This window comes from Actinomadura sp. J1-007, from assembly GCF_009793335.1.
Taxonomy (GTDB): Bacteria; Actinomycetota; Actinomycetes; order Streptosporangiales; family Streptosporangiaceae; genus Spirillospora; species Spirillospora yumaensis.
The window spans coordinates 826,479-840,960 of sequence record NZ_WING01000001.1; the positions used below are offsets into that span (position 1 = coordinate 826,479).

At 74.5% G+C, this 14,482-nt stretch carries 15 protein-coding genes and 1 pseudogene; 13 read left to right on the plus strand and 3 right to left on the minus strand.

Annotated features, from left to right (window positions below; genetic code table 11):
• Window positions 1-43: 43 nt before the first annotated feature.
• The 4 genes from GEV43_RS53160 to GEV43_RS03750 all read left to right on the plus strand — a co-directional run bounded on the left by GEV43_RS53160 (window position 44) and on the right by GEV43_RS03750 (window position 4,518).
• Complete coding sequence (locus tag GEV43_RS53160; RefSeq protein ID WP_160819487.1) at window positions 44-1,180, plus strand: phosphatidylglycerol lysyltransferase domain-containing protein; 1,137 nt, start codon at window positions 44-46, stop codon at window positions 1,178-1,180.
• A complete protein-coding gene (locus GEV43_RS53165) occupies window positions 1,177-1,695 on the plus strand; it encodes a phosphatidylglycerol lysyltransferase domain-containing protein (RefSeq protein WP_160819488.1) in 519 nt (172 codons plus the stop codon). Before GEV43_RS53160 ends, GEV43_RS53165 begins: the two co-directional genes overlap by 4 nt.
• 220 nt (window positions 1,696-1,915) lie before the next feature.
• Window positions 1,916-2,974, plus strand: coding sequence for an LLM class flavin-dependent oxidoreductase (locus GEV43_RS03745; RefSeq protein WP_160824280.1), 1,059 nt, complete (start codon window positions 1,916-1,918; stop codon window positions 2,972-2,974).
• 38 nt (window positions 2,975-3,012) lie between these two features.
• Window positions 3,013-4,518 carry an AMP-binding protein gene (locus tag GEV43_RS03750; protein WP_160819489.1) on the plus strand — a complete coding sequence of 502 codons (1,506 nt, stop codon included), beginning with the start codon at window positions 3,013-3,015 and terminating at the stop codon, window positions 4,516-4,518.
• 97 nt (window positions 4,519-4,615) lie between these two features.
• On the opposite strand, the gene GEV43_RS03755 is transcribed toward GEV43_RS03750, so the two are convergent.
• Window positions 4,616-5,530 (minus strand): cyclase family protein, encoded by a 915-nt coding sequence (locus GEV43_RS03755; RefSeq protein WP_160819490.1) that lies wholly within the window; start codon window positions 5,528-5,530, stop codon window positions 4,616-4,618.
• Between the two features lie 35 nt (window positions 5,531-5,565).
• Between GEV43_RS03755 and GEV43_RS03760 the strand changes: the two genes are divergently transcribed.
• Window positions 5,566-6,807: a serine hydrolase domain-containing protein gene (locus GEV43_RS03760; RefSeq protein WP_160819491.1), complete on the plus strand. Its 1,242-nt coding sequence runs from the start codon at window positions 5,566-5,568 to the stop codon at window positions 6,805-6,807.
• A gap of 41 nt (window positions 6,808-6,848) precedes the next feature.
• Here GEV43_RS03760 and GEV43_RS03765 read toward each other — a convergent pair whose 3' ends face one another.
• Window positions 6,849-7,583 (minus strand): SDR family NAD(P)-dependent oxidoreductase, encoded by a 735-nt coding sequence (locus GEV43_RS03765; protein ID WP_160819492.1) that lies wholly within the window; start codon window positions 7,581-7,583, stop codon window positions 6,849-6,851.
• A gap of 51 nt (window positions 7,584-7,634) precedes the next feature.
• A complete protein-coding gene (locus tag GEV43_RS03770) occupies window positions 7,635-8,258 on the minus strand; it encodes an isochorismatase family protein (protein ID WP_160819493.1) in 624 nt (207 codons plus the stop codon).
• Window positions 8,259-8,334: 76 nt separating this feature from the next.
• Here GEV43_RS03770 and GEV43_RS03775 point away from each other — a divergent pair, with 76 nt between their 5' ends.
• From GEV43_RS03775 to GEV43_RS03800, 8 genes and pseudogenes are all read left to right on the plus strand, one after another.
• Entirely contained in the window at window positions 8,335-9,024 is a 690-nt protein-coding gene (locus tag GEV43_RS03775; protein ID WP_309239434.1) for an endonuclease V, read from the plus strand.
• Window positions 9,025-9,069: 45 nt separating this feature from the next.
• Entirely contained in the window at window positions 9,070-9,471 is a 402-nt protein-coding gene (locus GEV43_RS03780; protein WP_160819494.1) for a Zn-ribbon domain-containing OB-fold protein, read from the plus strand.
• Window positions 9,468-9,686 carry a VOC family protein gene (locus tag GEV43_RS49350; RefSeq protein ID WP_241682770.1) on the plus strand — a complete coding sequence of 73 codons (219 nt, stop codon included), beginning with the start codon at window positions 9,468-9,470 and terminating at the stop codon, window positions 9,684-9,686. The genes GEV43_RS03780 and GEV43_RS49350 overlap by 4 nt, the downstream gene beginning before the upstream one ends.
• Window positions 9,644-9,811, plus strand: coding sequence for a VOC family protein (locus GEV43_RS49355; RefSeq protein WP_375539029.1), 168 nt, complete (start codon window positions 9,644-9,646; stop codon window positions 9,809-9,811). The genes GEV43_RS49350 and GEV43_RS49355 overlap by 43 nt, the downstream gene beginning before the upstream one ends.
• 138 nt (window positions 9,812-9,949) lie before the next feature.
• Window positions 9,950-11,521 (plus strand): class I adenylate-forming enzyme family protein, encoded by a 1,572-nt coding sequence (locus tag GEV43_RS03790; RefSeq protein ID WP_160819495.1) that lies wholly within the window; start codon window positions 9,950-9,952, stop codon window positions 11,519-11,521.
• 60 nt (window positions 11,522-11,581) lie between these two features.
• Window positions 11,582-12,616: pseudogene (locus GEV43_RS54575) on the plus strand (acetate--CoA ligase family protein); the annotation flags it as partial.
• 62 nt (window positions 12,617-12,678) lie between these two features.
• Complete coding sequence (locus GEV43_RS54580; protein ID WP_309239435.1) at window positions 12,679-13,707, plus strand: hypothetical protein; 1,029 nt, start codon at window positions 12,679-12,681, stop codon at window positions 13,705-13,707.
• Window positions 13,694-14,455, plus strand: coding sequence for a glucose 1-dehydrogenase (locus GEV43_RS03800; protein ID WP_160819496.1), 762 nt, complete (start codon window positions 13,694-13,696; stop codon window positions 14,453-14,455). Before GEV43_RS54580 ends, GEV43_RS03800 begins: the two co-directional genes overlap by 14 nt.
• The last annotated feature ends 27 nt before the right edge of the window (window positions 14,456-14,482 follow it).

The window sequence follows — 14,482 nt, forward strand, 5'->3', positions numbered from 1 at the left end:
AGTTCCAAAGGATCATGGTTGTGGTCTTGGCGGAGGTGAACACGTGCTTGCAGCGAAACCGGCCGGGATGAGGGCGTTGCCGCCGGTGTGGCCACTGGCGCTCGTCACGGCGGCCGTCGCGGCGCTCCTCGCCGTTCCGGCGGTGACCACGCCCGACTGGCTGGACCGGCTGTCCCTGCTCGTCACCGGGCGCCCGCTGGCCCCGGCCCACGCGGTGGTGCTGGCGCTGGCGCTCGGCCTGGTCGCGCGCGGCGTGCTGCTGCGCCGCCGGGCCGCCTGGTACGGGCTGCTCGTCCTGATCGTGATGGGCCTGGCCGCCGTGCTGACCGGCGACGACGCGCTGTGGCGGCTGCCGCTGCTGGTCGTCGCCCTCGCGGCGGTGTGGCTGAGCCGCGACGCGTTCACGGTCCGGCCGCACCACGAGCGGATCCGCACGGCCGTGCGGACCGGCGCGGGCCTGGTCGTCGCGGCCGTCGTCGGCTCGGTGCTGGTCGGCGGCGTCTCGATCCGCTCGGTCGGCCCGGCCGTCGCGGGCGGCCTCGGCGCGACCGGCGCGCCGACCGACGGAGCGTCCTGGCTTCCGGGCGTGCTCGGCCTGGTCGGCGGGGTCGGGCTGCTGGTGCTGGTGGTCACCCTGCTGGCCCCCGACCCGGCGCCGCCGCCCGGCGACGAGATCGACCGGCGCCGCGTCGCCGGGCTCGTCCGGCACCCGGGCTCCGACACCCTCGCGCCGTTCGCGCTGCGCCGCGACAAGAGCTACGTGTTCAGCCCGGACGGGGCCGCCGCGATCGGCTACCGCGTGCTGTTCGGCGTCGCGGTCGCGGGCGGCGACCCGGTCGGCGACCCGCGCTCGTACGGCCGGGCGGTCGACGCGTTCATCGAGATGTGCCACCGGACGGGCTGGCGGCCCGCCGTGCTCGGCGCGAGCGCCGACGTGCTGCCCGCGTGGGGCCGGCTGCGGTCGTTCGGCTTCGGCGACGAGGTGTACGTGCGGCCCGAGGAGTTCAGCCTCTCCGGCCGGCAGATGCGCAACGTCCGGCAGGCGGTCAAGCGGACCCGCAACGCGGGCGTCACGAGCGAGATCGTCGCCGAGCGGGACCTGCCGCCCGAGCTGCGCAAACGGCTGCTGGACGTGGCGTCCCGCTCGCTCGGGGCGCCGCCGAGCGTGGCTTCTCCATGAACCTCGACGAGCTGCTCACCGGCTACCACGACGGCGCGCTCGTCGCGATCGCCTACGGCGAGAACGACGAGCCGATCGCGTTCCAGCGGTACGCGACGGCCGGCGAGGGGATCAGCCTGGACGCGATGCGCCGGGCGCCCGGCGGCCCGAACGGCGTGAACGAGCGGCTGATCGTCGAGATGATCGAGTACGCGGCGAAGCAGGGCGCGGGGGTCGTCTCGCTCAACTTCGCGGCGTTCCGCGAGCTGCTCGACTCCGAGGACCGCAAGGCCGTGGAGAAGGTGGGCTACAAGGCGCTGCACCTGCTCGACCCGCTGATCGCGGTGGAGTCGCTGTACCTGTTCGACAAGAAGTTCCGGCCCGCCTACCGGCCGCGCAGCGTGGTGTTCCGCTCGTGGTTCGACATCGCGTGGCTGGCGGCGGCGCTGCTCACGCTGGAGTTCGGGCGGACCCGCCCGGCCGCGCGCGCCGAGGACGCCATCGCGCACCCGGCGGGCCAGTTCGAGCACCACTGACGCCCTTTCCCCCTGAACGCCCCGGACCAGGCGGTCCGGGGCGTTCAGCGTGGAATACGGCTTTTCGCGCCGTCCATGTGACCGCGCGGCGGCGACCTGTTAGGCTTCCCAAGCGAGCGCTTGGTACGTAATGATGGGTAGGCGTTATGACACGGCGAGGGCACGGCGTGCGCCCGCCGGGCCCGGTGAAGAAGGAGCCGTACACGTGGCTGACCGCCCGATGAAGTTCTCGACCTTCCACCTCTTCCACCAGTTCGCGGGGCAGACCGCGCGGGAGGTGTACGACTACCAGATCGAGATCGTCGAGCTCCTGGAGGAGCTCGGCTTCGATGGGGTGTGGGTCGCCGAGCACCATTTCCGGGACTACGGGGTCGTCCCCAACATCTTCAACCTGCTGTCGAACCTCGCCGCCCGCACCGAGCGGCTGCGCCTCGGCACCGGCATCGTCGTCCTCCCGCTGCACAACCCCGTCCACGTGGCCGAGGAGGCCGCGATGGTCGACCTGCTGTCGGGCGGCCGGCTGGAGGTCGGGATCGGCCGCGGCTACCAGAGCGTCGAGTTCGAGAACTTCGGCCTCGACCTGTCCGAGGCGCGGGACCGGTTCAACGAGTGCCTCGACATGCTGATCGGCCTGTGGACGCAGGACGGCTTCGAGTACAAGGGCCGGTTCTACGAGACCAACCACCCGCTGACGCTGATGCCGAAGCCGGTCCAGCGCCCGCACCCGCCGCTGCACGTCGCCGCCGTCAGCCCCGAGACCGTCGAGCTGTACGCCGCGCGCGGGCTGCCGATCCTCGCCGACCCCGCCGCCCCGTTCAAGAAGATCGCCAAGGCGGCCGAGACGTGGCACGCGACCGCCGCCGCGAACGGCGTCGACACCTCCGGCGCGGAGCTGGTCGCGAGCCGTTCGGTGTACGTCGCGCCGACCGTCGAGCAGGCCCGCGCGGACCAGGCGCGGTTCGAGGAGGGCTTCGACCGCTCGCGCATCTTCAACGTGCAGAGCGCGCCGATCGACCCGAGCACCGGCCAGGCCGCCAAGGGCTTCGAGTTCTACCAGGACCGCTACCTCAAGGGCGGCTCGGTCGACAACGAGTTCCGCTGGAACCAGCTCGAGGTGATCGGCGACCCCGAGCGCGTCATCGGGCAGATCAAGTCGATCCAGGAGATGGGCTACTCCAACCTGATGTGCGACTTCGGCTCGACGCGCCCGCTCCCGCTGGAGGAGATGCGCAAGGTCCTGAAGTTCTTCGCGGCCGAGGTCATGCCCGCGTTCCGTTAAGCGAGACCCCACCCCCCCCGCAGGCGCATGGAGGCGCGATGTCCGTACACCGGCTCACTCTCGGGGACGTCCTCAGCGAGCACCGGCGCGGCCGGCCGCTCGGCACCGCCGTCGTGGACGGCGACGTACGGCTGAGCTATCCCGAGCTCGGCGACCGCGTGGACCGCCTGGCCGGGGCCCTCGCGGCGGACGGCGTCGGAGCCGGCGACCGCGTGCTGTGGCTCGGCCAGAACTCGTTCCGCGTGCTGGAGCTGCTGCTCGCCTGCGGCTCGCTCGGCGCGGTGCTGTGCCCGGCGAACTGGCGGCAGAGCGCCGACGAGCTGGCCCACGTCCTGGACGACCTGACGCCCCGGCTCGTGGTGTGGGAGGAATCCGAGGCGGTCGAGAAGGCGCGGAGCCAGGTGTCGCTGGACGCGCGCTGGGTCCGCTCCGGCGAGGAGTACGAGGCGTACGCCGCGGCGGGCGTCCCGCTCGCGGCCGAGCCGGACGTGCCGGACGACGCGCCGGTCCTCGCCCTCTACACCGCGGCGTTCGACGGGCGGCCGAACGCGGCGCTGCTGAGCCACTCCGCGCTGGTCGCGCACAGCATGGCGCTGCTGCACGTCCGGCAGATGGAGGACGGGTTCGCGTTCCTCGCGTGCGGGCCGCTGTTCCACGTCGGGACGATGATGTTCACGCTCGCGACGTTCCAGATCGGCGGCAAGCTGGTCTTCACCCCCGCGTACGAGCCGACCGAGGTGTGCCGCCTGATCGACGCGGAGCGGTGCACGCAGGCGTTCCTGTTCGGCCCGATGATCGACGGCCTGGTGGAGGCCAACAAGGACCGCCGGTACGACCTGTCGTCGCTGCGGTTCGTCTCGCACTCCCCCGAGTGGGACGAGATGATCACGGTGGACTCCAGCCCGTGGTGCGCGTCCGGGATGGGCGGGTACGGCCAGACCGAGGCGGGCGGGATGCTCACCTTCCTCGGCCTCGGGATGGGCGGCGCGGGCCTCGCCGGGCGGCCGTCGCCGCTGGTGCACGTCCGGCTGCTGGACCCGTCCGGCGCGGAGGTCCCGGCGGGCGAGGTCGGCGAGATCTGCGCGCGCGGCCACAGCCTGTTCTCCGGCTACTGGAACCGCCCCGCGCTGAACGCGGCGAAGGCGGCGGGCGGCTGGCACCACACCGGCGACCTCGGCCGCCGCGAGCCGGACGGCACGCTGACGTTCATCGGCCCCAGGCTGCGCATGATCAAGTCGGCGAACGAGAACATCTACCCGGCCGAGGTCGAGCGCGCCCTCAAGGCGCACCCGGCGGTCGCGGACGCGGCGGTGATCGGCGTCCCGGACGAGCGGTTCGGCCAGTCGCCGAAGGCGGTGGTCGTCCTCGCGGACGGCGCCTCGGCCACCGCCGAGGAGATCATCGAGCACGTCCGCGGCGAGATCGCCTCGTACAAGAAGCCGCGCGAGGTCGTGTTCGCCGACGCCATCCCGAAGAAGGGCTACACCCCCGACTACGACGCCCTGGACGCGGCCCACGGCGGCGGCGCCTATCCGGGGGCCTGAGCCCCGCTCGGGCGTGCGGCGGGCCGCGGCCCGCCGCACGCCGGTGCGCGCCGTGCGCGTCATGCGCGCGGTACGCGTCGTACGCGCCGGGCCTGCGTCAGAGGACGGCCAGCGGGTTGATCGGGCTGGCGGTGCCGCCCTCGATCCTGAGCGGGGCGGCCACGAACAGGAAGTCGGTGCGGCCCGTCTCGGACAGCTCCTCCAGCCACAGCATCTCGGCCAGGTGGATCCCGTGCCGCCAGAGGAAGATCATGTGCAGGTCGTCGTCCAGCCCCTCGTCGGCGAGCTGATGCTCGTTCAGCCCGCCGATCGCCGCGTTGTCGCTCGCCACGACCGACACGTCCCGTCCGGCCAGCCACCGGCCCGCGTCCGCCGACAGGCCCGGCTGGCCCGCCCAGTACGCCTCCGGGCCGCCGTCCCGCCAGGCCAGGGGCCAGCCGGTGCGGACCACCGCGACGTCGCCCGGACGGACCTCGACGCCGGCGGCCTCCAGGTCGTCCACGCCGACCCGGTCCGCCGCGTCCAGCCGCTCGACGCCGCGCAGCCTCGGCACGTCGAACAGGACGCCGCGCGCCACGACCGGGCCCGCCTTGTCGATCCCGCAGCGCCCCGCCCCGTACGAGCGGACGCGCCCGGCCGGGTGCCCGTTGTAGAGCTCGTCGCCCGACCACATGTGGCAGAGCGCGTCCATGTGCGTCGTCGTCCCGTGCGGCGTGACGACGAGGGCGTCGTCGGCCATCTTCAGGCCCGCGCCGATGGGGCGCGTCCCGGCCGCGTAGTCCCCGCCGTCCACCGACATGAAGTGCTGCGGCAGCGGCCGGCCCCGCAGGTGCGGGACGGTCGTCGGCGCGGGCGAGGACGTGGCGCCCCTGATCGGCAGCGACAGGCTGAGGGCCCGCCCCTCGCGCACGCACCCGGCCGCCGCGACGACGGTCTCCGGTGTGAGCAGGTTGAGGGCCCCGCGCTCGTCGCCGGCCCCCCACCGTCCCCAGTTGTTCGGCTCTTCGAGCATGATTCGGTTCAGACCTTCCAGTGAGAGGACCGCGCATGAGTGCATCCGCGCAGGGCGTGCAGGGCCACTGCGATCCGGCGTTCGGCGCCGTACGCGAGGCGTTCGAGGCCGGCTTCGCCGAGGGCCGCGAGCTGGGCGCCGCGGTCGCCGTGTACGCCGGCGACCGCAAGGTGGTCGATCTGTGGGGCGGCGTCGCCGACCGCAGGACGGGGCGCGCGTGGGAGGCGGACACCCCGGCGTTCGGGTTCTCGTGCACCAAGGCGGTGACCGCGGCGGCGGCGCTGCTGCTCGCCGAGCGCGGCGCGTACGAGGTGGACGGCCCGGTGACGGACTGGTGGCCCGAGTTCGGCGCCGAGGGCAAGGAGGGGACGACCGCCGCGCACCTGCTGTCGCACCAGGCGGGGCTGCCCGCGTTCGCCCGCCCGGTGTCGGCGGAGGAGGCGGCCGACGCCCCCGCCCGCGCCGCCGAGCTGGCCGCGCAGGCCCCCGAGTGGACGCCCGGGACGGCGCACGGCTACCACGCCCTGACGTACGGGTGGCTCGCCGGGGAGATCGTCCGGCGGCACGCGGGGCGGCCGGTCGGCACGTTCGTCCGCGACGAGTTCGCCGGCGACCTCGACCTGTGGATCGGCGCCCCGGACGACGTGCTGGAACGGGCCGCCAAGCTCTCCGCGGGACGCCGCCTCAACAGCGGCTCCGGGTCCTCCGGCTCCGGGTCCTCCGGCTCCGGCGGGGAGACGGCCGCGCCGGGCGGGGCGGACGCGCCGAAGGCGGTCGGCGACGGCGACGTCCTCGAACGGCTCGCGGGCGCCTACGTCGACCCCGACAGCCCCCTCAACCGGGCGCTCAACAACCCGCATCCGGGCAAGGGCGGGTTCAACAACCCGGTCGTGCTGCGGGCGGGCTGGCCGTCGGCGGGCATGATGGCGACGGCGCCCTCGTTCGCCGCGTTCTACCGCGACCTGGTCGCGGGCCGGATCCTGCGCCCGGACACGCTCCGCGAGGCGGTCCGCACGCGCGTGCGGGGCACGGACCGCACGATGCTCGTCGAGAGCGCGTTCGGGCTCGGGTTCATGCGCCCCGCGATGACGTTCTTCACGCCCGAGGCCGGACGGGAGAACGCGTTCGGGCACACGGGCGCGGGCGGTTCCATCGGGCTCGGCGACGCGGAGGCGGGGCTGGCCCTCGCGTACCTGCCGAACCTGATGGGCGACCAGCTCTCCGGCGACCTGCGCGCCTACCGGCTGGTCGAGGCCGCCTACGCGTCGCTGGCCTGACGCGCGGTTCCTGTACGGCTCGGCTTCCCTGGGCGGCACGGTCAGGACATGGTGATGCCGCCGCTGACCGAGACCGTCTGGCCGGTGATGTACCCGGCGCGGTCGGTGCAGAGGAAGGCGACGAGGCCCGCGATGTCGTCCGGGCGGCCGATGCGGCGCAGCGGGATCTGCTTGGCGAGCTTGTCGAGCAGGCCCGGGTGCCGGTCGGAGACCGCCCGGACCATCGGGGTGTCGGTCGGGCCGGGGCACACGACGTTGCTGGTCACGCCGCCCCGCGCGGCCTCGCGCGCGAGCGTCTTCGCGAGCCCGAACAGCCCGGCCTTCGTGGCGGCGTAGGCGCCCTCGCCGCCCGAGCCGGCGCGCGCCCCGTCCGACGAGACGAACACCAGCCTCCCCCAGCCCCGTTCGGTCATGCCGGGGAGGAGCGCCTTGGTGAGCAGCATGGGCGCGCGCAGGTTGACGCGCCACATCAGGTCCCACGCGGCCGGGTCGCTGTCGACGAACGGCTCGACGATGCTGACGCCCGCGTTGTGCACGAGGACGTCGGCGGGTCCGGCCTCGGCCGCGAACCGTTCGACGTCGGCGGCGTCCCCGAGGTCCACCCGGCGGGCGGTGCCGCCGTGCTCCTTGGCGACGTCCTCGGCCGCGTCCAGGTCGAGGTCGGCGACGACGACGCGGGCGCCGAGCGAGGCCAGGTCGGCGCAGATCGCCCGTCCGATGCCGCCCGCGCCGCCGGTCACGACGGCGGTGCGGCCGGAGAGGTCCATTCCGTGCATGGCGTCCCTTCGTTCGGGGCGTTGGAGGCGGCCGCCGGGAGGGCGGCCGGGTCAGCAGGCCCAGGCGGCGGCGAGGTCGGCGCTGGTCGCGCGGGCGGCGAGCAGGCTGATGGTGTTGGCCATGACCGCGTCGCCGTACTCGGCGGGCATGCCCGCGACCGCGTCGGTCAGCACCACGACCCGGTACCCGAGGTTGACCGCCTCCAGGCACAGCCCGGGGATGCCGAGGTTCAGCGACAGCCCGGCGGCGACGACCGTGGTCACGCCGAGGGACCTCAGGGTCTGGTCGAGCGCCGTCCCGGTGAACGGCGAGAAGCCGTGGTAGCGCCGCGACTCCAGGTCGCCGGGGCCGCTCAGCTCGGGCAGCACCTCCACCGCGCCCGTGCCCTCCAGCATGTGCGCGGGGTCCTTCAGCAGCCCCTTGATGAACGGGCAGTTGCCGGTATGGCTGCCCGCCCGGTCGGCGCGGAACGCGGCGGTGCACTGCACCACCCGCACCCCGGCGGCGCGGGCCGCGTCCGCCGCGCGGGCGGCGTTCGCCACCACGCCGCGTTCGTCACAGGTCTTCACCAGGTCCGGGAACTTGGCCAGGTCTCCGACCACGCCGCGCTGCATCTCCATCACCAGCAGCGCGGTGTGCCCGGGGGCGGCCAGCCCGGCGAGATCGATCGCCACGTAATCAATCTAGCACTTGCTTGGGAAGCGTTCCGGGGCGGCGGCGGGTAACGTGCCGGTCCTGGAGGTGGGGCGCGTGGAGGTGGCGGACCTGCATCCGTGGCCGGCGACGCCGCGGGAGGCCGAGGAGATCCAGGACCGGCTGCGTCCGATGCTCGACCTGGACGGCCCCGGGCCGCGCGAGCCGCGCACCGTCGCCGGCCTGGACGTGTCGTACGCCGGGGACGGCGGCGGCGCCGGCGTGCGGCTCGCCGCGGCGGCCGTGGTCCTCGACACCGGCTCGCTGGAGGTCGTGGCCGAACGCGTCGTCACGGGCACGGCGGCGTTCCCGTACGTGCCGGGACTGTTCGCGTTCCGGGAGCTGCCCGCGCTGGTCGAGGCGCTGCGCGCGCTGCCCGTCTCGCCCGACCTGCTGGTCTGCGACGGCTACGGCCTCGCGCACCCGCGCCGCTTCGGGCTGGCCTGCCACGTCGGCGTCCTGACCGGCCTGCCGACGATCGGGATCGCCAAGACCGGGTTCATCGGCTCGTACGATCCGCCGGGGCGGCGCCGGGGCGACGGGAGCCCGCTGCGCGACGGCGGCGAGGTCGTCGGCCGGGTGCTGCGCACCCGCGACGGCGTGCGCCCGGTGTTCGTGTCGGTCGGCCACCGGGTGGACCTCGACACCGCCTGCCATCTGGCGCTCGCGCTGACCCCGCGCTACCGGCTGCCCGAGACCACCCGGCGCGCCGACCGCCTCTCCCGGGACGCGCTCGCCGCCCGCTGACCGGCCCTTGTCCGGCAAACCAAGCGTGCGCTAGGTTGGCTCGCGATGGACCGCCCGCGCCCCGTGCCGACGCCGAGCCCGCTGACCGCGCCCTACTGGGACGCCTGCGGGCGCGGCGAGCTGGCGTTGCAGCGCTGCGCGGGATGCGCGCGGTACGTGCACTTCCCCGAGCCGGCCTGCCCCTACTGCGGCGGCGCCGACCTGCCGTACGAGACCGTCGGCGGGCGCGGCGCCGTGCACACCTTCACCGTCGTGCACCGCGCGTTCCTCCCCGGCTTCGCGCCGCCGTACGCCGTCGCGTGGGTGGAGCTGCCCGAGGGCGCGCGGGTCTTCGGCGGCGTGACCGGCTGCCCGCCCGGCGACGTGCGGATCGGCATGCCGGTCGAGGTGTGCTTCGACGACCTGGACGGCTTCGGCCCGATGCCCTACTGGAGGCCCGCACCATGACCCGTATCGGCAACGTCCTCTACAGCGCCGGCGACGTGGGCGAGGCCGTCGCGTTCTACCGGGACGCGCTCGGCCTGCCGCTGAAGTTCCGCGACGGCGACCGGTTCGCGGCGCTGGACGGCGGCGGCACCACGTTCGCGATCGCGGGCGCGGAGGAGGACGTGACCGGGGCGTGCCCGCGATCTCGTTCAAGGTGGACGACGTCGCGGCGATGACCGAGACGCTCACGGCGGCGGGCGCGCGCCTGGTCCGCGGGCCCGAGGAGGGCCCGCACGAGGTCCGCTCGGTGCTCCGCGACCCCGCGGGCAACCCGTTCATCCTCTACGCCGGCCGGAAGTGAGCGGCGCCGCCGTCCCGTGACGCGCCGGGCTCCCGGCCGCGCGGCCCGCACCGTAACCGCGCGGTCCGCCCCGCAGCCCTCGCACAACCGCCCCCCGCCGCACCGTCCCACCCCTGCCGGAGCCGAAGGAGCCGAGCCGTGGCGCGAGAGAACTCCCCGTTCAGCAACTACGCCTACGCGATCCTCACCGCGAACGCGTTGCGCACGCCCGACAAGGTGGCGCTGACCTACTGCGGCGACCAGAGCTTCACCTACGACCAGCTCAACCGGAAGGTCAACCGCGTCGCGCACGCGCTGCTCGCCGCCGGGGTGACGCCGGGCGCGCGCGTCGCGTCCCTGATGAACGAGACGCTGCACGTCGCCGAGGTGTACCTCGCGCAGATGAAGATCGGCTCGACGGTCGCGGCGCTCAACCCGTACTGGCCCGCCGACACGCTGCGGCAGGTCGTCGAGCACTCCGAGTGCACGGTGTTGGTGTACGACGCGACGGTCGAGGAGCTGGTCGGCGCGATCCGTCCCGAGCTGCCGAACGTCAAGCTGTGGCTGCGCGTCGGCGGCGCCGCGCCCGGCACCGTCGACCTCGACGCGCTCGCCGAGGGCGCGAGCGAGGCCGAGCCGCCGCTCGGCGGGTTCGGCAACGACCTGCTCGCGCTGTTCTACACCTCGGGGACGACGGGGCTGCCGAAGGCGGTCATGCACACGCACTTCAGCTCCCTGGCGTCCGCCCAGATCTGGCTGGACGTGGACCGCGACCAGGACTCGGTCATGGGCACGGGCGCGATCATCTGGGGCATCGGGTTCCCGGCGCTGGTCGGCCCGGCGTTCTACGCGGGCATGACGCTGGTCCTCGAACAGGACTGGGGCCCGGCCAACTTCCTCAAGGTCGTTCCGCGCGAGAAGGTCACGCACGTCAGCCTGATCCCGAGCTTCTTCTCCGCGCTGCTCGGCTCGGACGACCACGCGGACGTGGACCTGTCGTCGCTGCGGGCGATCGTCCTCGGCGGCGAGCCGCTGCTGCCCGGCCTGCGAGAGCGCATCATGAAGCGGCTGCCGGACGCGGCGATCTACAGCTACTACGGGCAGACCGAGGCGCCCTACACCTGCTTCGGCCGCCAGGACGACGGCAGCCAGGACATCTCGTCCGTCGGCCGCGCCCGCATGTCGTGCGCCGCGCGGGTCACCGACCCGAACGGCGAGCGCGTCGTCGGCGAGGTCGGCGAGATCAACCTCAACGGCCCGAACGTGATGGCCGGCTACGACAAGCAGCCCGGCAAGACCGCCGACGTGCTGCGCGACGGCTGGTACGTGGGCGGCGACCTCGGCCGCATGGACGAGGACGGGTTCCTGTACGTGCTCGGCCGCCGCGAGGACTCCATCCTCAAGGGCGGCCAGTGGACGCAGCCCGCGCAGATCGAGGAGGCCGCGATCGAGGTCGAGGGCGTCGCGGAGGCCGGCGTCGTCGGCGTCCCCGCCCACCCGGAGGGGCAGGACGCGGTGGAGCAGAAGATCCTCGTCGCCGTCGTCCCCCGTTCCGGCGCGTCCCTGGACGCCGAGGCGGTCAGGTCGGCGCTCGCCGCCCGGCTGCCCGCCCACCAGGCGCCCGACGCGGTCGTCGTCACCGGCGAGCTGCCCCACACCCAGGACGCGTCGGGCGGTCCCGGCAAGCTGCTGCGCCGCGGCATCCGCGACGCGTACGCCGACCGGGTCTGACCTCCCGGACGCCCGCACGCCCCTCCGATTCCGCTCCCGTCCGTTCGCGCGAGGAAGTAGATGAGCAACCTCCCAGAGCATGTCGTCAAGGCGTGGATCTCCGGGTTCGGCGTCGCCGTGCCGCGCGGCGCGACCGCGCCGGACCCGGAGTCCGTCGAGGCCGCCGCCCGCGGACTGGCCACACCGCTGGTGGTGAAGGCGTACGGCTCCGGCCTGCTCCACAAGAGCGACGCCGGCGCCGTACGCCTCGGGCTCGGCTCGCCGGGCGCCGCCGCTGCTGCCGCCGCCGAGATCCGCGCCGCCCTGCCGGAGCCGCCCGACGGGTTCCTCGTGGAGGAGCAGCGGGAGGCGGGCGTCGAGGTGATCGTCGGCGCCGTCCGCGACCCGGCGTTCGGGCCCGTGCTGCTCGCCGGGCTCGGCGGCGTGTGGACCGAGGTGCTCCGCGACACGGCCCTGCGGCTGTGCCCGGTCACCGAGGCCGACGCGCGCGCGATGCTGGACGAGCTGCGCGGCCGGGCCCTGCTGGACGGCTTCCGCGGGCAGCCCGCCATCGACCGGGACGCCCTCGTCCGGGTGCTGCTGGCCGTCGGCGGCGAGGGCGGGATCGTGGAGGCGCTCGGCGACGACCTCACCGAGTTCGAGCTCAACCCGGTCATCTGCACGCCCGGCGGCGCCGTCGCCGTGGACGCCCGGCTGATCTCGCCGTCGCCCCTGGACCCGTCCGCCCTGCCGGGCAGGCCGCGCGCGACGTCCGCCGGAGCCGCGCCCGCCCCGCCGACCGACTTCGAGCGGCTCTTCGCCCCGCGCGGCGTGGCCGTGGTCGGCGCGTCCACCAAGAAGCCCAACTTCGGCAACATGTTCCTCGGCTTCTACAAGGCCGCCGACTTCAAGGGCCGCCTGGTGGCCGTCCACCCGACCGCGTCCGAGATCGACGGCGTGCCGTGCGCGCCGTCGCTCGCCGAGGCCGGGCCGGACATCGACTACGCGCTGGTCGCCGTGCCCGCCGAGCGGTGCCCGGACGTCGTCCGGCAGGCGTCCGGCATCCCGTTCGTGCAGGTCATGAGCGGCGGCTTCCGCGAGATGGGCGGCGCGGACCTGGAGGACGACCTGCTGGCCGCCGCGCGCTCCGCGGGCGTCCGCCTCCTCGGCCCAACTGCATGGGCGTCTACTCCCCCGCCGGAGGCCAGACGTTCCTCGGCGGGACGCCCGGACGCCCCGGCCGCGTCGCCGTCGTCTCGCAGAGCGGCGGGCTCGCGGGCGAGGTCGTCAAGGTCGGCGAACGGCGCGGGCTGGCGTTCTCCAAGGTCGCCACCGTCGGCAACAGCGCCGACGTCACGCCCGCCGAGCTGCTCGGCCACCTGGCGGCCGACCCGGCCACCAGCGCCATCGGCCTCTACCTGGAGGACCCGCGCGACGGGCGCGGCCTGTTCGAGGCGCTGCGGAACGTGCGCAAGCCCGTCGTCGCCCTCGTCGGCGGCCGGAGCGGGCAGGGCCGCGAGGCCGCCGCGTCCCACACCGGCGGCATGGTCAGCGACACCCGCGTCTGGGCCGCGCTCGCCGCGCAGGCCGGGGTCGCGCTCGTCACCAGCCAGGACGACCTGATCGGCGTGCTCGACGCGTTCGACCTCCACAGCGCCGCGCGGCCCGCCGCGCCCGGCGGCCCCGAGATCCTGGTCATCGGCCCGAGCGGCGGCGCCAGCGTGCTGGCCGCCGACGTGTTCGACGGCGCGGGGTTCGACCTCGCCGCCCTCCCCGAGGCCGCCCGAGAGGCGCTGCGCGGCCTCGGCCTAGGCGCCGGGACCTCGCTCGCCAACCCGCTGGAGATCCCGGTCGGCCCGCGCGGCGACCCCGGCCTGGTCCGGCGCGCGGTGACCGCGATCCTGGCCGAGCGCCCGTACGCCGACGTGATCGCCCACGTCAACGCGCAGAGCTTCTTCACGTTCGGCGACAGCGCCGACCCGCTGCTCGCCTACACGCGCGGCGTCGGCGCACTCCAGGCGGAGCTTGCGGCGACCCGCGTCACCCTGGTGATGCGCAACGCCGAGTGCGCGCCGCCCGGGGTCGAGGACGCCGTGCGGGAGATCGCCAGGGCCGCCGGGGTGCCGGTGTACCGCAGCATGGAGGCCGCCGCCGTCGCGGTGGCCGCCGCGAAGAACCACGCGAGGAGCGCTCATGGGACAGCTTGACGGGAAGGTCGCCCTGATCACGGGCGGCGCGCGCGGCATGGGCAAGTCCCACGTCCGGCGGTTCGTCTCCGAGGGGGCCAAGGTCGTCTTCGGGGACGTCCTGGAGGAGGAGGGCGGCAAGCTCGCCGCCGACCTCGGCGACGCCGTCCGCTTCGTCCGGATGGACGTGACCGAGCCCGCCGACTGGGAGCGCGCCGTCGGCACCGCCGTGACCGACTTCGGCGCCCTGCACGTCCTGGTCAACAACGCGGGGATCATGCGGCACAAGACCATCGAGGAGATGAGCCTCGACGAGTTCCGCCAGGTCCTGGACGTCAACCTGCTCGGCCAGTGGCTCGGCGTCAAGTCCGTCACCGCCGCCATGCGGGACGCGGGCGGCGGCTCGATCGTGAACGTCTCGTCCACCGAGGGCTTCATCGGCGCGGCCGGCCTCGCCGCCTACAGCGCCAGCAAGTTCGGCGTCCGCGGCCTCACCAAGGCCGCCGCCCGCGAGCTCGGCCCCGACGGCATCCGCGTCAACTCGATCCACCCCGGCGGCATCATCACGTCCATGTCGATGCAGCCGGACGTCATCGAGGCGACCGCCGAGCGCGCCGACGCGCTGGTCGAGGGCCTGCCGCTGCGCCGCCTCGGCAACAGCCGCGAGGTCTCCGGCCTGGTCGTCTACCTCGCGTCGGACGACTCCGGCTACTGCACGGGCAGCGAGGTGCTGGTCGACGGCGGCCTCGTGACCGGCGCGGGCTACTGAACGGAGGGCCGCCGGGGACGGGCGTGG